This window comes from Methanogenium sp. MK-MG (assembly GCF_009914725.1).
Taxonomy (GTDB): Archaea; Halobacteriota; Methanomicrobia; order Methanomicrobiales; family Methanomicrobiaceae; genus Methanogenium.
Genome location: NZ_JAAAWJ010000016.1, coordinates 1 through 16,002 on the forward strand (window position 1 = coordinate 1; position 16,002 = coordinate 16,002).

A 16,002-nucleotide genomic window follows, 5' to 3' on the forward strand; every position below is an offset into this window, starting at 1 on the left:
GATGTACATCATCATATAGCAAAAACAGGATCGTCCCCCCGTCCTGTGTGATCATCCCCCCATTATTCTTAATAATTGAAATTGCTGTATCAACACCGCCATTGCGTATAACACTGGAGAGTGAATCAACCACATACCGTTTCCCGGGCATCTCTGAGAGGGCATCACCCATCTCATCCGGGGTCACCGGCGTCATACCGACAGACGGACTGCTGTCTGAAATAAGATACCAGCTGTCATCGCCACCGGTTGTCTCAACATCTGCTTTCCAGAACTGTTCGGCAATCTTTTCAATTCCCGAAACAGGGGATCCCTGAATGACTATAATAGAACCCTCAGGAAACCCCCCCCCCAATTGATAATCCAGACCAATGATACCTGTTGATATCTTTTTATGACCAGTGATTTCAACCTCTTCAATATCCACAGGCATTTGCAAAAATGTTGAGGGGCAGAATTATTTAAACTATGCCATATACCTGCATTCTTTTATTTCACGATGAAATGATAAATGTCATTCAGGCCCATATGTCTCACGAAGTTCCCGACGCAGCAGTTTCCATCCTCCAACCCGGGGGAGCTCATCAACAATAACCATCTTTCGCGGCACTTTGTATCCTGCCAGGCGCTCACGGGCATATTCCTGCAGACCGGACAGGGAGAGAGATGCACCGGGCAGAAGTGCCACTGCTGCATATGGAATTTCACCCCGGTGAATGTCCGGCACCCCAAAGACGGCCACATCATCAACCGATGGATGCTCAATAAGCACCTTCTCGACCTCAGTTGGATATATTTTCCAACCCGACATCACGATCATGTCCTTCTTCCTGTCTGTTATAGCGAGCATCCCCTCTTCTGAGAGATACCCGATATCTCCCGTTAAAAACCACCCGTCCGAAAGGAAGACTGAACGCGTCTCTTCTTCCATCCCCCAGTACCCGGATGCAACCGCAGGCCCTCTCAGCGCAATCTCACCAATCTCTCCGGTGTCGCACTCAGTAGCCGAATCCTCAGTGTTGACAATCTTCACTTCTGTAAACCCAATCGGCATACCAACACTTCTGAACTCATCTGCATACTCATAGTCCTCAGGGCGGATGGCAGTCCCGGTGCCCACTACGATGGTCTCAGAAAGGCCGTATGCATTGACAACCGGAATTTTAAACCGCGAGAAAAACTCCTTCCATATACTGGGGTGGAGGGGCCCGCCACCGCTGATCATCTCCCGTACTGACTGCATTCGTTGCTCTGTTCCCGGTGGGGTCCGCAGAAGAGAATGGATGACAGGCGGCATACCTGCAATAACTGTGGCCTGATACGTCTCCGTGAGGTGGATATACTCATCAAGGGAGAAACGATCCATAATCACCCAGGTGGCACCGGCCCGCAGTGCTGAAATACCCCAGGAGACACCGACATGGGCCATCGGATAGATGCCCAGGTATACATCATCTTCACGATACCTGAGGACTTCGCGTTCATTATCCATCGCTGCCATCCAGTTTCCGTGGGTGAGCATGGCCCCCTTCTGTTTTCCTGTGGTGCCGGACGTATACTGAAGCTGACAGAGATCATCTGGTCTGCAATTACGGGCACGGGTAATAAACGGAACTGAGAGACATTCCTCCTCAAATGATGGAGTGTCTGTTATTACCACATCGGCTGTAATCCGGCCGGTAGAGACGTACGTTTCAATCTCTGCATTTCCTGATGAATCGGTAACAATGCAGACAGCGCCGGAATCTTCCAGCAACATGGCAACTTCATCTGTCCGGAGGACATTATTGAGTGGAACTGCAACACCACCCATCCGCCAGATTGCAAAGTACCAGAAGAGATACTCAGGCGAGGGTGAAAGGTAAATTCCTACCCGGTCACCAGCAGCAATTCCACGGGAGATAAGACATGATGAGAGTCTGCATACCTGTTTTAGGAGAGCACAAAAGCTGTATTCAGCCCCTGATACAGGGTGAATAAGGGCAGGTTTGTCTCCCAAACGGGCATTGACATCAAGAAATGTGGTACAGTTCGGCATTCACTAAAACCTCAGATGATCTTCGGTGTATTATTGTATACATCAGAGGATAATCATTATGTTTTTTAAAAAAAAATTACTGGTATTCAGGCAGATGTACCTGCATCTGCTGGGGAAGACCACCCTTGAAATACTGCTGGATACGATCATACTGTTCGCGCACACGCTCATTCATCATCGGACGGACTTTCAGAAGCGCCTTCTCAAAGTGCTGCAGACCTACTGCTGCGGCACCATCCCGCATCGCAAACATCGCAGCCTCACGGCAGAGCAGGTCCAGATCAGAACCCACATAGTTTTGTGCCTTCCCGGCAATTTCCCGGAGCAGCGAGTCCCGTTCAGGATCTTCAAGCTGAATTCTGTGCTCCTCTATCATGCGGGCCACTGCACGCCGCCTCCTTCCGGTTGAAAGGATTTCGTCACTGACATTGGTATCAGCAATTTCGGTTGCCAGTATGTCATCTGCAGTCACTTTCACCATATCATCTTTCTCCTTTCGGTATGCTTCAGCAGCAGTGCCAAAGAGCACCTCAATACCACCTTCATCATAGGATGCAGTCCCGGTTACCAAGGCCTCTAATGCTGAGTTTTCAATCGGGATGCTCCGGGAGTGTATGGAAAGGATCTGGAGACGGCCTTTTGCATCCGGTTCATGCACTGCAACAAGACGATCAAACCTGCCGGCACGCATCAGGGCTGGATCAATGATATCGGGCCGGTTGGTCGCCCCCATCACCACAACCCCTGTCATATCCTCCAGGCCATCAAATTCTGTCAGGATCTGGTTGACAACACTCTCAATCACATGGCTGTCCTGACCGGATCGTGCAGGTGCAATGGCATCCAGTTCATCAAAAAAGATGATGGAAGGAGCCACCTGACGTGCCCTCCGGAAGATCTCGCGGACCGCACGTTCACTCTCACCGACCCACTTTGAAAGCAGCTGTGGCCCGCGGACCGGAATAAAATTCGCTCCGCTTTCATGTGCCACCGCCTTTGCAATGAGGGTTTTTCCCGTGCCAGGCGGGCCATACAGAAGCACACCATTCGGAGGGTCAATGCCCAGGTTCAGGAACCTGTCCGGTCTCGTGAGTGGATATTCAACTGCTTCACGCACCTCTTCGATTTCACGTTCTGCACCCCCGATGTCATGCCAGGTCACATGCGGCACTTCTATGAGCACCTCACGCATTGCACTGGGGCTGACTTCCCGGAGTGCGTCGGCAAAGTCACGTGATGTCACCTCCATCTTTTTCAGAAGTTCCAGAGATATTTCATCATTTTCCAGGTCAATTTCAGGCAGATAACGCCTGAGTGCACGCATTGCCGCCTCTCTCGCAAGTGACTGCACATCAGCACCTACAAACCCATGGGTGCGGGAAGCAAGGTTCTGCAGAAGACGTTCCCGTTGACTCTCGATCTCTTCAACCGCAAGTTTATACCGGTTTTCTGCTTCTTCCCGGGATTCATCAGGAGCTGCATCAAGAGTCTCCTCCAGAGATATCCTGCGCACTTCTCCTTCAAGTGGCATGCCGCATGTGTGAATCTTCAGGATCTCAAGGCGTCCGGTCTCATCGGGAACGCCAATCTCAATTTCCCTGTCAAACCTTCCCGGCCGGCGGAGTGCCGGGTCGATGGCCTCAAGACGGTTCGTTGCTCCGATCACAAGCACCTGTCCCCGTTCCTCCAGACCGTCCATCATGGTGAGAAGCTGAGCAACCATCCGGCGTTCGACTTCACCAGTCACATCCTCACGGCGCGGAGCAATGGAATCCAGTTCATCTATGAAGATAACAGATGGTGCATTGGAATCCGCCTCTTCAAAGATCTCACGGAGACGCTGTTCGGTTTCACCATAATATTTTGAGAGAACTTCGGGACCAGCAATTGAGATGAAATGTGCCCCGCTCTCGTTTGCAACAGCCTTTGCAATGAGTGTCTTTCCCGTGCCGGGAGGGCCGTAGAGGAGCACACCCTTCGGCGGTTCAATACCAAGTTTCCGGAACAGTTCCGGGTGGCGCATGGGCAGTTCAATGGTCTCCCTGACATTCTTCAGCTCATTTTTCAGGCCCCCGACATCCTCATAACTGATATCTCCGAATCCATCAATTCCTGAAGCAGATTTATCTGAGAACTCAATGATGGTATCCTTGGTGATGATGACAGCATCCTCCGGTTCAACCGTCACAAGCCTGAAGGGAATGAGCTGCTGCTGCATAAATGGAAGACCGGCAAGTACAGGGACAGTATCCCCTTTTGTCACAGGATAGCCAAGCAGGCGCAGCATTGCCTGGTTGAAATTAATAGGAGGCTGATTTGACAGGTCTTCCGGCGGTGCAAGAATGATACGGGACGCATTGGTTTCTGTCTCCACCTTCACCACCTCTATTTTATCCCCGCTGCTTACACCGGCATTCGAACGGGTGAAATTATCTATTTTCACATTTTCCTGATCCCAGTCATCAGCAAGCATTCGCCATACTTTTGCCACCGTCGTGCGTGACCCGGTAAGCCATACAAGATCTCCCGGGACAAGTCTCAGGGCGTTCATCGTCGCAGGGTCCAGTCGGCATCGCCCAAGGCCCCGGTCCTCAGGATATGCACTCTCAACATTCAGTAACATAGCCAATGGTCACCTACCTTCATATACCCTCTCGGGGTATATGTATTGTATCTATGAGAGTGCTCTGTTTTGACCCATTTTCCGGCGCAGCCGGTGATATGGTGACAGGTGCGCTGCTTGAATGCGGCGCCGACAGGGATGCAGTCACCCGTGCAATGGCATCGATCGTTGCCCCCCCTTCATTTACATTGGTTGATAGATGTGGCATCCGGGCACTGAAAATTGAGACACATGCGGGGCCTGCATCGCGTTCATTCCGTGAAGTATGTGACACTGCCTCAGGTGCCGATGCTCCCTGCGCAGCAAAGGAGATGGCCGTGAGGGTATTTACCCGCATCAGGGATGCAGAAGAAGAGATACACGGCGCTCATACCCATTTCCACGAAGTGGGGGCTGACGACGCCATCGCAGATGTCATCGGTGCATGCACGGCATTCCTCTCTCTTTCACCCGACGTTGTCAGGACTGCAGCGGTCGCTCTCGGGACAGGAACAATAAAGAGCGCCCATGGCATCTACCCGCTCCCGGCCCCGGCCACCCTTGCCATCCTCAGAAAAGGGCAACTCCCCATCCGGTATACCAATGAAGAACGCGAACTATGCACCCCGACCGGGGCAGCACTTCTTGCTGAATTCATGGCAACCGGCAGGGATGAAATAAACGCAGACACCGGGCATGTCACAGCCGTGGGGTATGGAGCCGGCACACGCAACCCGTCACACATGCCAAATGTATTCCGGGCATCAGTCTGCGAATCCGGAACCGAAAAAGAAGCAGACACCATTGACATCCTTGAGACAAACGTGGATGACACGACCGGAGAGGTCATTGCCTACACCATCGGGCGTCTGATGGATGCCGGTGCACGGGACGCATCTGCAATACCGCTCATCATGAAGAAAGGACGCCCCGGTATTCTGATCCGGGTTATATGCACCCATGCACTGTCAGGAAACCTCACCCGTATTATGGCAGAAGAACTGGGTACACTCGGCGTCCGGTGTATCCCGTCTGTCCACCGGAGTGTCATCACAAGATCTGTGGAGCCTGTCAAAATAGTTCTCGGATCAAAAACCGTTACCATACCCATAAAGACCGGCTGGATTGAAACGGAGCCAGTGTCATGCAAGGCCGAGTATGAAGTGGCACGACAGGCAGCAGAAGCCGCAGATGTGCCACTGCGTGAAGTTACGCGCCGTGCTGAAGAGATACGCTGGAGAGAACTCAGGGGTGAAGACGGATAATGGTGAAACTGATACAGAAGAGTACGGGCATCCCCTGCCTGGACCGTCTGATAGGCGGCGGTCTTGAGACTCGCATTATTGTTCAGTTTTACGGAGAACCTGCCTCAGGAAAGAGCACTGCTGCAATGGCGGCGTCAATTGCTACCATGCGCAATGGACAGGATGTAATCTACATCGATACCGAGGGGTTCTCTATTGACCGGTTCTGCCAGCTTGCCGGAGAAGAGGAGGCCGAATCACTTGCCGAACGTCTCATCCTGTATGAACCCGCAGACTTTACCGGACAGGACCATGCGGTTGCAGAATGCGCACGCCTGCTTGCTGACAGGGCGGGCATTGGCCTTATTGTTCTGGATTCTGCAACCGCACTCTACCGAACCGAAAATGGCCCCTCAGGAGAACCACAGAAACGACTGGCACGTGAACTCATCATGCTCCTTGGGTATGCAAGACGGTATGATATCCCTGTGATTGTCACAAATCAGGTATTCACCGATATAAACACTGACAATCTCCGTGGCCTTGGTGGTACCAGCATGCATCACATGTCCAAGATTATTGTACGCTTTGAACGCAACGATACAAAACGGCGTGCAATACTCGAAAAACACCGGTCACGCCCTGAAGGAACTGAAATAACATTTACAATTGAAGAAAAAGGATTCAGAGAGGAATAATGCCGCCAAATACCGTAACTGCCGGCCCTTCCATCGTTACCGTTTCGTTTATTTTAATAGTCAGCGGCCCGCCCCGTGTCTGCACATGAACTGTTGCCGGCACCTTTCCGAGATGGTGGGCCACGGCTGCGGCTGCCGTTGAACCGGTGCCGCACGAATAGGTTTCAGCCTCCACACCACGTTCAAATGTGCGTATCGTGATGCTGTCTGTAGTGTTACACTGGACAAAGTTTACATTTGCACCCTCCGGAAATACCGGGTGTGAACGGATACCGGGTGCCACTTCATTGATATTGACTGCTGCCACATCATCAACAAAGACAACCGCATGCGGAACACCCGTATTTGCAGCATAGACGGTGAACCCATCGTAGTCCATACTGAATTCACCCTCTCCTGTCGCAGGAATTTCGGCTGAGGTGAATTTTGCAGGACCCATATCGATCGTTGCGGTAAATTCACCCGCATCATTGTAGGCCATGGTAACCGCCATTACCCCTGCCTGTGTCTCAACTGTGCACTCTTCCCCTGTGTAATCAGAATCATATGCATATTTGGCAAGGCAGCGGATGCCATTCCCACACATCTCCGCTTCACTCTCATCCGGCTGGAAGAGACACATCCGTACGTCACAGGACTCAGAGGGGGACATAAAAATAATTCCGTCGGCACCGATACCAAAGCGCCTGTCGCAATATAAACGGGCGAATTCTCCCTTCATTTCATCGGGGATTACAGATCCGCCCATCTCATCGATAAGCACAAAATCATTACCATTACCCTGTAATTTGACAAACGGAATTTCCATAATATTTCTGTCTCCTGATATTCTCATCTTTGCCCCGGTGCTGCAAAACCCACTACAGGAGGGGGACAGCCGCAGCATGGACACAGAGAGAAGTACATATTCATCCTGTATGTTACCGGGGGGTAAAATTCCCATCGATCAGAAATATGGAAAAAACAGGATTAAGATGTGCCCCAGAGTTTCAGGGCACGCTCAAGTTCGACGTGATCTGTTGCATATTCAGCAGCCGAGACCCCTTCAAGGAAGGCATCCACCGCCTGGCGCATTGCACGGGCACCTGCGGCGGTACCGTCCGGGTGGCCGTGAATGCCTCCGCCTGCCTGCAGCACGATCTCTGTTCCAAGTGTTTCCAGCTCTGCATGCACTTTTCCGGGATGCAGACCTCCGCTTGCCACCGGGAAGACCGGCCGGAACCCGTGCCAGGGGTCAGTCAGTGCACGGTTATCCAGAATCAGCTCTTCAGTGTTATGCCCCATCTTTCCGCTCACCGTTCCGGTGTGCAGCTGGTCTCCGCCCATCATTCTCACCAGACGTGCAATCGGACGCATCGCAATGCCATGTTCAGGATTTCGTGTCATCGCTGCGTGCATGGTCCGGTGCACATGAATGGGAACAGAGATTCCCGGTTCCTCTGCAAGAACTTCCAGTGCCGCATAGCCGCAGGTGATGACATCAACCATGAGGGTGTTTGCCCCCCTCTCAAGTGCCTCCTCTGCCCGTTCAACGATCCTGTCTGCACGATCTGATATATTGACTGCATAGAGAACATGCCGCCCTGTCTCATCCTTTGCCTCATCAAGGCGTGCCATCACTGCCTCAACACGCTCTGTCATCGGGCAGAATGCCTGGTTGGTGAGTGTTTCGTCGTCCTTGATAAAATCAACACCGCCGGATGCTGCCTCATAGGCAACAAGGGCAGTATCAGCAGGAGTAAGACCCACCTTTGGCTTAATGATGGTTCCCACATGCGGCCGGTTACGGGTTCCAAGAAGGTGCCTGACCCCCTCAATCCCAAAATTCGGACCATTAAACCGGACAAGGGATTCCGGAAATTCAATGTCAGTCAGGCGTACTGCCTCAAGTCTTCCCAGTCCAAACAGATTGCCTGCCACCACTGAAAGATACTGGGGCACGTTGCCGGGTTCAAATATCTCAGCCGGATACCGGATCGCAGTGATATACCCGCGGCCTGACTCTTCCACGCTCTCCACAATGCCGTCAAGCCGCCTCACATAATCCTGCCGGGTGGTAATGGCAGTCCAGGTACCGGTTGTCTCTTCCTCCGCAATTGCCTGTGCAGCCTCTTGCGGGGTCGTCCTTGTGTCAGGACGGAAATAATAATGCGCAATGACGTCTTCCATCTCTCTCATTCCCCATAATGGTGAGTGAATGTATAGTCCTTTTGGAATTCACAAATATCCCACCCAAGATGGTCACGGATGACAAACGGGGCATACGACGGGGCAAATGCACCAATCTCCGTTACGATGAGATCCACATAGGCAGGTGGTGTTACGTCAAATGCAGGATTTTTCACCGTGACATTTGGAGGCAGCTGCCTCTCACTTCCGGTCACCTCTTCAGGCGGACGCCATTCAATGGGTATACGTTCACCAAGAATCGTGCGTGGCGCAAATTTATAGGTCTCAGCAGCAACGATAAACGGTTTTCGGGCTTCATGTGCACAGAGTGCGATCTGTGACGTCCCGATTTTGTTCACGACCGCCCCGTTTGCGGTGACGGCATCCGTCCCGGTTATCACCAGATCAACCTTCGGCATAAACATCCGCGCGGCAGAATCAACAATAAAGTTCACCGGAATACCTGCATCAGAGAGCATCTGTATAGTAATATATCCCTGATTGCGCGGGCGCACCTCCGTTGCATATACCTCGCGCACTTTGCCCTGTTCATGCGCACGGATGATACAGGCAATGGCCGCCTCAGAGTTACAGTGCGTCATAATGACAGCGTCGTCCGGAATCTGCCGTGCAGCGATCTCCGCAATCTTTTCCACGGCAGCCAAAGACTCACGGATAAATGCTGCAGCACGGTCATTTAGTGCATGCTGTGCCTCTTCAAGTGTGGCTGCTTTCCGCACGCCCTGCATTACGTAGCGGACGGCATTCGGCAGAGAGACAGCAGTCGGACGTGTCCCGCAGAGAATATCTGCTGCTTTTTCCATTTCACAGGTAAATGATGCGAGCGTTTCAGAGTCAAGTGATGCCCCATGCTCCTGAAGGGCAGCGGCAGCCGTGCGGGCAATGCGCCCGGCACCACGTATCCGCATTGAGGATATATCTTCAGCAGTCTGTGTGAGAACCATCGTATTCATTTACTTCAATTACACCAATCAGTATTAATGCGACTGTTTGCTGGTGAACACAGATGACAACGGCGGTTGTCTTTGACAGTGCAGGCACTCTCCTGCGTACGTATCGTGTGCTGAAAGATGTCATCAACGACACAGTCCAGAATAATGTGGAGACCATCACGCTTACCGCCTCCTGTAAGGAACGCGCACTAATTCTGCTCTATGTTCATTCCCGTGATATTATCGATGAAGACCCTTCACGCCTGCTTTCCGGGTATCTGCAGGAGAACAACATCGATTTCGGCATATCATGTACCTGCAAGGCAGTCACTGCCGATTATATCCGTGATCTCCTCTACAACGATTCCCGTGCAACAATCGGTGATCTGCAGGGATGTATCCGGACCGTCTGGGGTGCATGCAAAAAAGAGACCGTGGTCGCACTTAACTCAGGTGTGATGCTCAATGGAAATCTCGGTGGCATAGAATTTGTTATAACCGCAGGAGGTCGCCCCTTTTCACGTGCACGTGAGACAATCCAGAACCTGCAGGCGATGGGTATCGGGACATACATCGCTTCCGGGGACCGGACTAAAAAACTGATGAAGATGGCAGATTATCTCGGCGTGCCGCAGGACAATACCCATGGTGTAGCCACTCCTGCCATAAAAGAACAGGTGGTTGAGGATTTGAAACGCCAGTATGACACGGTTGTGATGGTCGGTGACGGAATTAATGATCTGCGGGCCATGAAGAAGGCAGATTTTGCAATTCTTTCACTTCAGCAGAACACAGATAAACCGGAACCACTGCTGAAGGCTGCAGACTTCACCATTACCTCCGTGCATGAAGTGGTGGATATTGTTGACAGGCTCCAGAATTAATTACTCCTATGCGCAATATTATGATAGAATAATAACGTTTAAACCACCGAAAAATGATACTGTGAACGGAAATTATGGTGCCTCTACTAACAGTTGAAGACCTTTCCATAGAATTCGATGGAAATGTCGTCCTCAAAAATATCAATTTTCAATTAGCAGAGGGTGAGATACTCGGTATCATCGGGCGAAGCGGTGCCGGGAAGACGGTGCTGATGCATCTCATCCGTGGTGTGGATACGCCGCCGACAACGGGCAGAATTATCTACCATATATCGGCCTGCAGCAAATGTGGATACGTTGACCTCAGAAGCAAAGAGGGCAGTGCATGCGCAAAGTGTGGCGGGGAGATGATCGCCGACGATGTCGATTTATGGGCAGATGAAAATGAACAGAAGAAACGCAGTGTTATGGTCAGGACTGCCATCATGTTCCAGCGGACGTTTGCCCTGTATGGTGATGACCGCGTCATTGAGAATGTTCTTCATGCACTCTCCGATATCGGATATCCGGGTGAAAAGGCAGTCAACCGCGCTGCAGATCTGCTGGATGAAGTGCGCCTGTCCCACCGGATGATGCACATTGCACGTGATCTCTCAGGCGGAGAGAAACAGCGTGTTGTGCTTGCCCGTCAGCTGGCCAAGAATCCATTTCTCCTCTGTGCTGATGAACCGACAGGAACGCTCGACCCCCGTATTGCATCCGTTGTCCATGACATGCTGCACAGTTCTGCCATAAACAATAATATGGCAATGGTTGTTTCATCTCACTTCCCTGAAGTTATCGTTGATATCTGCAACCGTGCGATGCTGTTGGAAGAAGGAGAGATAAAGGCCATCGGTGAACCCGCCCATGTCATAGATATCTTCATGGAAAATGCCCATGAAGATAGCGAATACAAAGCGACGGAACTTGGAGAACAGGTTCTCCGGGCACGGGATATATCCAAACGATATATCTCTGTTGACAGGGGTATGATCAAGGCCGTTGACGGAGTCTCGTTTAACGTGTCTGAACGAGAAATCTTCGGCATTATCGGAACATCCGGTGCCGGGAAGACTACCCTTTCAAAGATGATTGCAGGCATTATCGAACCGACAGGCGGCGAGATGAACATCCGTATCGGTGATGAATACATCGACATGACAAAGCCCGGTATTGAACAGCGTGGCCGTGCAAAAAAATACCTCGGCCTTCTCCACCAGGAATATGATCTCTACCCTCACCGGAATATTCTTGACAATCTGACCGATTCCATCGGTCTCGAATTTCCTAAGGAACTTGCCATGCGCAAGGCAATCATCACTCTGAAGATGGCCGGATTCACAGAAGAGAAGGCAAATGGGATTCTCAACCGCCGTCCGGATCAGCTTTCCGAAGGAGAAAAACACCGTGTTGCCCTTGCCCAGGTTCTCATCAAGGAACCAAGAATCGTCATTCTGGATGAACCAACCGGAACCATGGACCCAATCACCAAAATTGATGTCAAGCACTCGATTGTGACGGCCCGTGAAGAAACAGACGAAACATTTATTGTAGTCTCCCACGACATGGATTTTGTACGCGACATCTGTGACAGATGTATTCTCATGAGAGGCGGAAAGATCGTAAAGATCGGACCGACCGCTGAGGTGCTCCAGGAACTCTCAGATAAAGAGCGGCAAATTATGACAAACGTCTAAGTGGAGTAGTATACAAATGACAAAGATCCGCCTCGATGGCGAGAGGCTGGAGGTACCGGAAGGAGTAATGCTCGGGGATATTATTCCCGGACACCCCCCGGAATGCAGTGTTGCAGTGATCCGCCCGGCGGACACCACATCTGCAGCCACACGCAATATTCGTGTTACAACAACCGCAGGAGAGGTAGTCATCGAACTGACCGGTGTGCTGCCTTCTGTTTTACAGGATAAAATCTCCGCGGGTGCCCCTGATGCCGGTACACATCCAGAGATACTGATCTTAAAATGGGCTGACCGACAGGCAGCAGCATTTGGCCCGTTTCCCACAGATATCGTTCCGGAACGATCCCCCCATCACTATGCCCGCGGTGATGTGATCCTCGGTTGCGGCGGATATGACCCGGAACAGTCATTCCTGCTCTTCTCAAAGGCACCCCACATCGCCGACCACGGCGCAGCAACAGGGGGGGCCATTATTGGCAGAGTTGTTTCGGGCATGTCGGTTCTGGAGGACTGGAAACCAACAGATGCAATCACGTTTATGGAACGAATAGTCCAGAGTGCGGACGCATCAAATGCCTTTGCCACCACCAGGCGGGATCTCCTGCTTGAAGAGGGCATGAACATCATCACCTATGTCCGGGCACGTGCTGCAGGATACCGGGAAGGAGAAGTAGACACCACATGGGCACAGAGTGTCGAACACCTGCTCCTGACCTACAGAACCGGACGATACCACGTTTCACTGGACGCAAGCACCCACATACGCGATGATCGCATGCGTGAGAGTGAGGTCTTCTACGAGGGTGAACCACACTCCCGGTTTGAAGGCACGGTAACCATCCGGGTCAGTGGAAGAAACCGGGGTTCAGCATATATCTATACCGATGATATCGCCGGGAGCCCAAACCATACTGCAGTAGGCAGTGTGGAACATGGCATCGAACTTGCGCACATTGCAGGCGCCGGTGAAACATTTCTCTTTAATGTGGAACCGGCACAGTTTGATATCCGTGGCATGGCACTCTCTGATGCGAAAGCCTTTGCAGAAAACCGGGGTATCACCCTGAATTCCGATGATGACACAGGAGATCGGGTGATCATTTTACAGACACCGGAGACCACTCTGGAAATTTTAGCGGAAAAGAAGGTATCTGTCACGACAATTCCGATCTCTCAGGTCATCTATGTTGAACTCTTTGATGCCGAAGCACCACTGAGCACATATATATTCCGTTCAGTAACCGGTCTCAGGTGGCATGAAATCGGTGAGATGCCGCTTCTCATCCATTTTGATGACGTTTCATTATTCCAGCCGGGAATGAAAAAAGGCACTAATATCAACAAAGAAAATACACCGGAAGGAAGTGTGCCTGCGAATATGATTGCCATCACCAATGACTCCCGGAAGAGTGCGGGCCTCATCGGATGCAGAACCACTGAAAATACTGAATTCGGCCCAACGTCAGAGCCCTTTGAAGGCACAAATATCATCGGGCGTGTCTGTGAACCGGAGAAACTGTCGACCCTGAAAGAAGGAAGTATTGTCTATATCAGGGAGGTGACCCGATGAAAGAGAGTGAGTATATTCCTACGTACGTGGGTACGATAACCAAATATGTCTTCATTGATTCACCAGACACCACGCCGCAGACACTGTTGATACGGGCGTATGAGATATCAGATGGACTGATGATCAAAGAGACCTGTTTCGGACTACAGGTAACAGGTGTTCCGGAAAAAGTTAAAAAACTCATCACAGAGCTGCGCACGGTTGACCCGGCCCATATTTTTGTCAAAGACCGTGGGTTTCTTCCCGGAGACCCACGCCGGTGCCGGGCAAACCTGGGTGGTGCACGACCCGGGTATTATGGCCATGAATTTGAGAGCGGACTCTTCCGCTACATCTCACACGGCCTTGAAGAACTGGAAAAGAATACAGCACCAACAGTCACGCGGTTGGGGAAGAAGAGACTGGATGAAGGGAAATTACCCCCGAACAGATTACTTGAGATCATCAGAAACGAGGAGGCATAACAGAATGGCAAAAGTGTTTATTTTTCCTGCAACAAGCCTTATTCTCTCAGATATGGTTGAGAGATGGGGCCATGAGGCACTGGGGGCAGCAACCGGTATCCGGGAACGGATTCAGACTGCAAGCCTTGACTCACCGCCTCTCCAGATGACACCGGAGGACCCGAAGAAGGGTCTGAAATATGCCGCTGTTGAGGTACCCTGCGGGGTCAGGGGACGGATGGCCCTATACGGGCCGCTGATTGAAGAAGCCGATGCGGCGATTATCATCAATGATGCAGATCTCTCCTTCGGGTGCATGGGATGCGCCCGCACGAATGAACTGGTAATGTTCATGATACGTCAGCGGAAAGGACTGCCTGTACTCGACATTAAATACCCGGAAACGGATGATGAAGGGTTCGCATTTGTAAGCCAGATAAAAGAATTCCTGGCAGGACTTGGAGGTGAGAGCGATGACTGATCAGCCGGTTCGCATTGCACAGCTCTCCTGCGGGCCCGAGCACAGTGGTGTACAAAAGGAAATTTATGATGCGGCTGCAGCAGTCAATGCCGAGATGTTCTTTCCGGATGTGACGCTCACCGATATCCGCCGTTCCTATGATGCATTCGGGCTTGAAGCACGTTCAGGTGACCTTAAACTCGCCATAGGCCGTGCGATGGCCCTGGTTGAAGGGAAAGTTGAGGCAGATGCAGTATTTATTGCCACCTGTTTCCGCTGTGCGGAGGCGGCCATTGTCCGCAATGAACTGCGTCACTATATCCATGAACACTCTGACCTCCCGGTTGTGAGTTATTCCTTTACCGAACGCACCACCTCAGGGACACTCCTCACACGGATGGAGGCCCTCACCACCATCGCACGGAGAAGGGCGCTTCTCGCACGTGAGGAACAGAAAGGAACGACAATGGGGGTTGATTCCGGGTCTGCGACAACGAAAGCTGTCATCATGCGGGACAATGAGATCATCGGCACCGGCTGGTTGCCCACCACTGAAGTTCTGAACAGTGCCAATGGTGCCATTGAAGCCGCCCTGAAGGAAGCAGGTCTCGAAATGGCTGACATTGAGGCGTTTGGCACCACTGGATACGGTAGGTACCTGGTAGGGGAAAAACTGGGAGCCGATCTGATTCAGGAAGAGCTGACCGTCAATTCAAAAGGTGCTGTATACCTGGCTGACCGGCAGCATGGGGAGGCAACGGTGATTGACATCGGTGGAATGGACAACAAGGCAATTTCAGTCCAGGATGGCATCCCCGGCACGTTTACCATGGGCGGCATCTGTGCCGGTGCGTCGGGACGGTTCCTTGAGATGACTGCCAAAAGAATCGGTGTAGACATCACCGAACTCGGCCCGATCGCGATGAAAGGGATCTCAAAGACAGTGCCCATGAACAGTTACTGTATCGTCTTTGGTACCCAGAGTCTCGTCAATGCACTGGCAGAAGGGAGCTCAAGAGAAGACGTGGCCGCAGCGGCGTGCCGGAGTGTGGCAGAACAGGTATTTGAGCAGCAGCTTCAGGAAGTCGACATTAAAGAACCGGTGATCATGGTCGGAGGTACGTCACTCATTGAGGGACTGGTTCATGAGATGGGAGACCTGCTCCAGACCGAAATTCTTGTGCCGCACCATTCACAGTATATCGGAGCTGTCGGGTCAGCCCTCCTTGCATCCGGGTTTATTGAGGAGAAGTGACTGC

At 51.7% G+C, this 16,002-nt stretch carries 14 protein-coding genes; 8 read left to right on the forward strand and 6 right to left on the reverse strand.

Annotated elements, in window-relative coordinates:
* The 3 genes from MKMG_RS04015 to MKMG_RS04025 form a co-directional block, all read right to left on the reverse strand.
* A partial coding sequence (locus MKMG_RS04015) for a hypothetical protein (RefSeq protein ID WP_165075901.1) occupies positions 1-433 on the reverse strand: 433 nt, incomplete at its 3' end.
* Positions 434-514: 81 nt separating this feature from the next.
* Positions 515-2,038 carry a class I adenylate-forming enzyme family protein gene (locus tag MKMG_RS04020; protein ID WP_165075903.1) on the reverse strand — a complete coding sequence of 508 codons (1,524 nt, stop codon included), beginning with the start codon at positions 2,036-2,038 and terminating at the stop codon, positions 515-517.
* Positions 2,039-2,114: 76 nt separating this feature from the next.
* Entirely contained in the window at positions 2,115-4,661 is a 2,547-nt protein-coding gene (locus tag MKMG_RS04025) for a CDC48 family AAA ATPase (protein WP_165075906.1), read from the reverse strand.
* 53 nt (positions 4,662-4,714) lie between these two features.
* Between MKMG_RS04025 and larC the strand changes: the two genes are divergently transcribed.
* Both larC and radB read left to right on the forward strand, forming a co-directional pair.
* Positions 4,715-5,905: a nickel pincer cofactor biosynthesis protein LarC gene (larC, locus tag MKMG_RS04030; RefSeq protein WP_165075908.1), complete on the forward strand. Its 1,191-nt coding sequence runs from the start codon at positions 4,715-4,717 to the stop codon at positions 5,903-5,905.
* Complete coding sequence (gene radB / locus MKMG_RS04035) at positions 5,905-6,582, forward strand: DNA repair and recombination protein RadB (protein WP_165075910.1); 678 nt, start codon at positions 5,905-5,907, stop codon at positions 6,580-6,582. The genes larC and radB overlap by 1 nt, the downstream gene beginning before the upstream one ends.
* Here the strand turns inward: radB and dapF are convergent.
* From dapF to MKMG_RS04050, 3 genes are all read right to left on the reverse strand, one after another.
* Entirely contained in the window at positions 6,569-7,390 is an 822-nt protein-coding gene (gene dapF / locus MKMG_RS04040) for a diaminopimelate epimerase (protein ID WP_165075978.1), read from the reverse strand. The two genes, radB and dapF, sit on opposite strands and share 14 nt — an antisense overlap.
* Before the next feature lie 161 nt (positions 7,391-7,551).
* A complete protein-coding gene (locus tag MKMG_RS04045) occupies positions 7,552-8,751 on the reverse strand; it encodes a RuBisCO large subunit C-terminal-like domain-containing protein (RefSeq protein WP_165075912.1) in 1,200 nt (399 codons plus the stop codon).
* A 5-nt stretch (positions 8,752-8,756) separates the two neighbouring features.
* Positions 8,757-9,716, reverse strand: a complete 960-nt coding sequence (locus tag MKMG_RS04050; protein WP_165075980.1) for a ribose 1,5-bisphosphate isomerase — start codon at positions 9,714-9,716, stop codon at positions 8,757-8,759.
* Positions 9,717-9,778: 62 nt separating this feature from the next.
* Between MKMG_RS04050 and MKMG_RS04055 the strand changes: the two genes are divergently transcribed.
* From MKMG_RS04055 to MKMG_RS04080, 6 genes are all read left to right on the forward strand, one after another.
* Positions 9,779-10,588: an HAD family hydrolase gene (locus tag MKMG_RS04055; RefSeq protein WP_165075914.1), complete on the forward strand. Its 810-nt coding sequence runs from the start codon at positions 9,779-9,781 to the stop codon at positions 10,586-10,588.
* Positions 10,589-10,662: 74 nt separating this feature from the next.
* The gene (gene atwA / locus MKMG_RS04060) at positions 10,663-12,267 is read left to right on the forward strand and encodes a methyl coenzyme M reductase system, component A2 (RefSeq protein ID WP_165075916.1); all 1,605 of its coding nucleotides are present in this window, start codon (positions 10,663-10,665) and stop codon (positions 12,265-12,267) included.
* A 16-nt stretch (positions 12,268-12,283) separates the two neighbouring features.
* A complete protein-coding gene (locus MKMG_RS04065) occupies positions 12,284-13,840 on the forward strand; it encodes a methanogenesis marker 3 protein (RefSeq protein ID WP_165075918.1) in 1,557 nt (518 codons plus the stop codon).
* Positions 13,837-14,304: a methanogenesis marker 6 protein gene (locus MKMG_RS04070; RefSeq protein ID WP_165075920.1), complete on the forward strand. Its 468-nt coding sequence runs from the start codon at positions 13,837-13,839 to the stop codon at positions 14,302-14,304. Before MKMG_RS04065 ends, MKMG_RS04070 begins: the two co-directional genes overlap by 4 nt.
* Positions 14,305-14,308: 4 nt before the next feature.
* On the forward strand, positions 14,309-14,764 hold the full coding sequence (locus MKMG_RS04075; RefSeq protein ID WP_165075922.1) for a methanogenesis marker 5 protein: 456 nt from the start codon (positions 14,309-14,311) through the stop codon (positions 14,762-14,764).
* Positions 14,757-15,998 carry a methanogenesis marker 15 protein gene (locus MKMG_RS04080; protein WP_165075924.1) on the forward strand — a complete coding sequence of 414 codons (1,242 nt, stop codon included), beginning with the start codon at positions 14,757-14,759 and terminating at the stop codon, positions 15,996-15,998. Before MKMG_RS04075 ends, MKMG_RS04080 begins: the two co-directional genes overlap by 8 nt.
* The last annotated feature ends 4 nt before the right edge of the window (positions 15,999-16,002 follow it).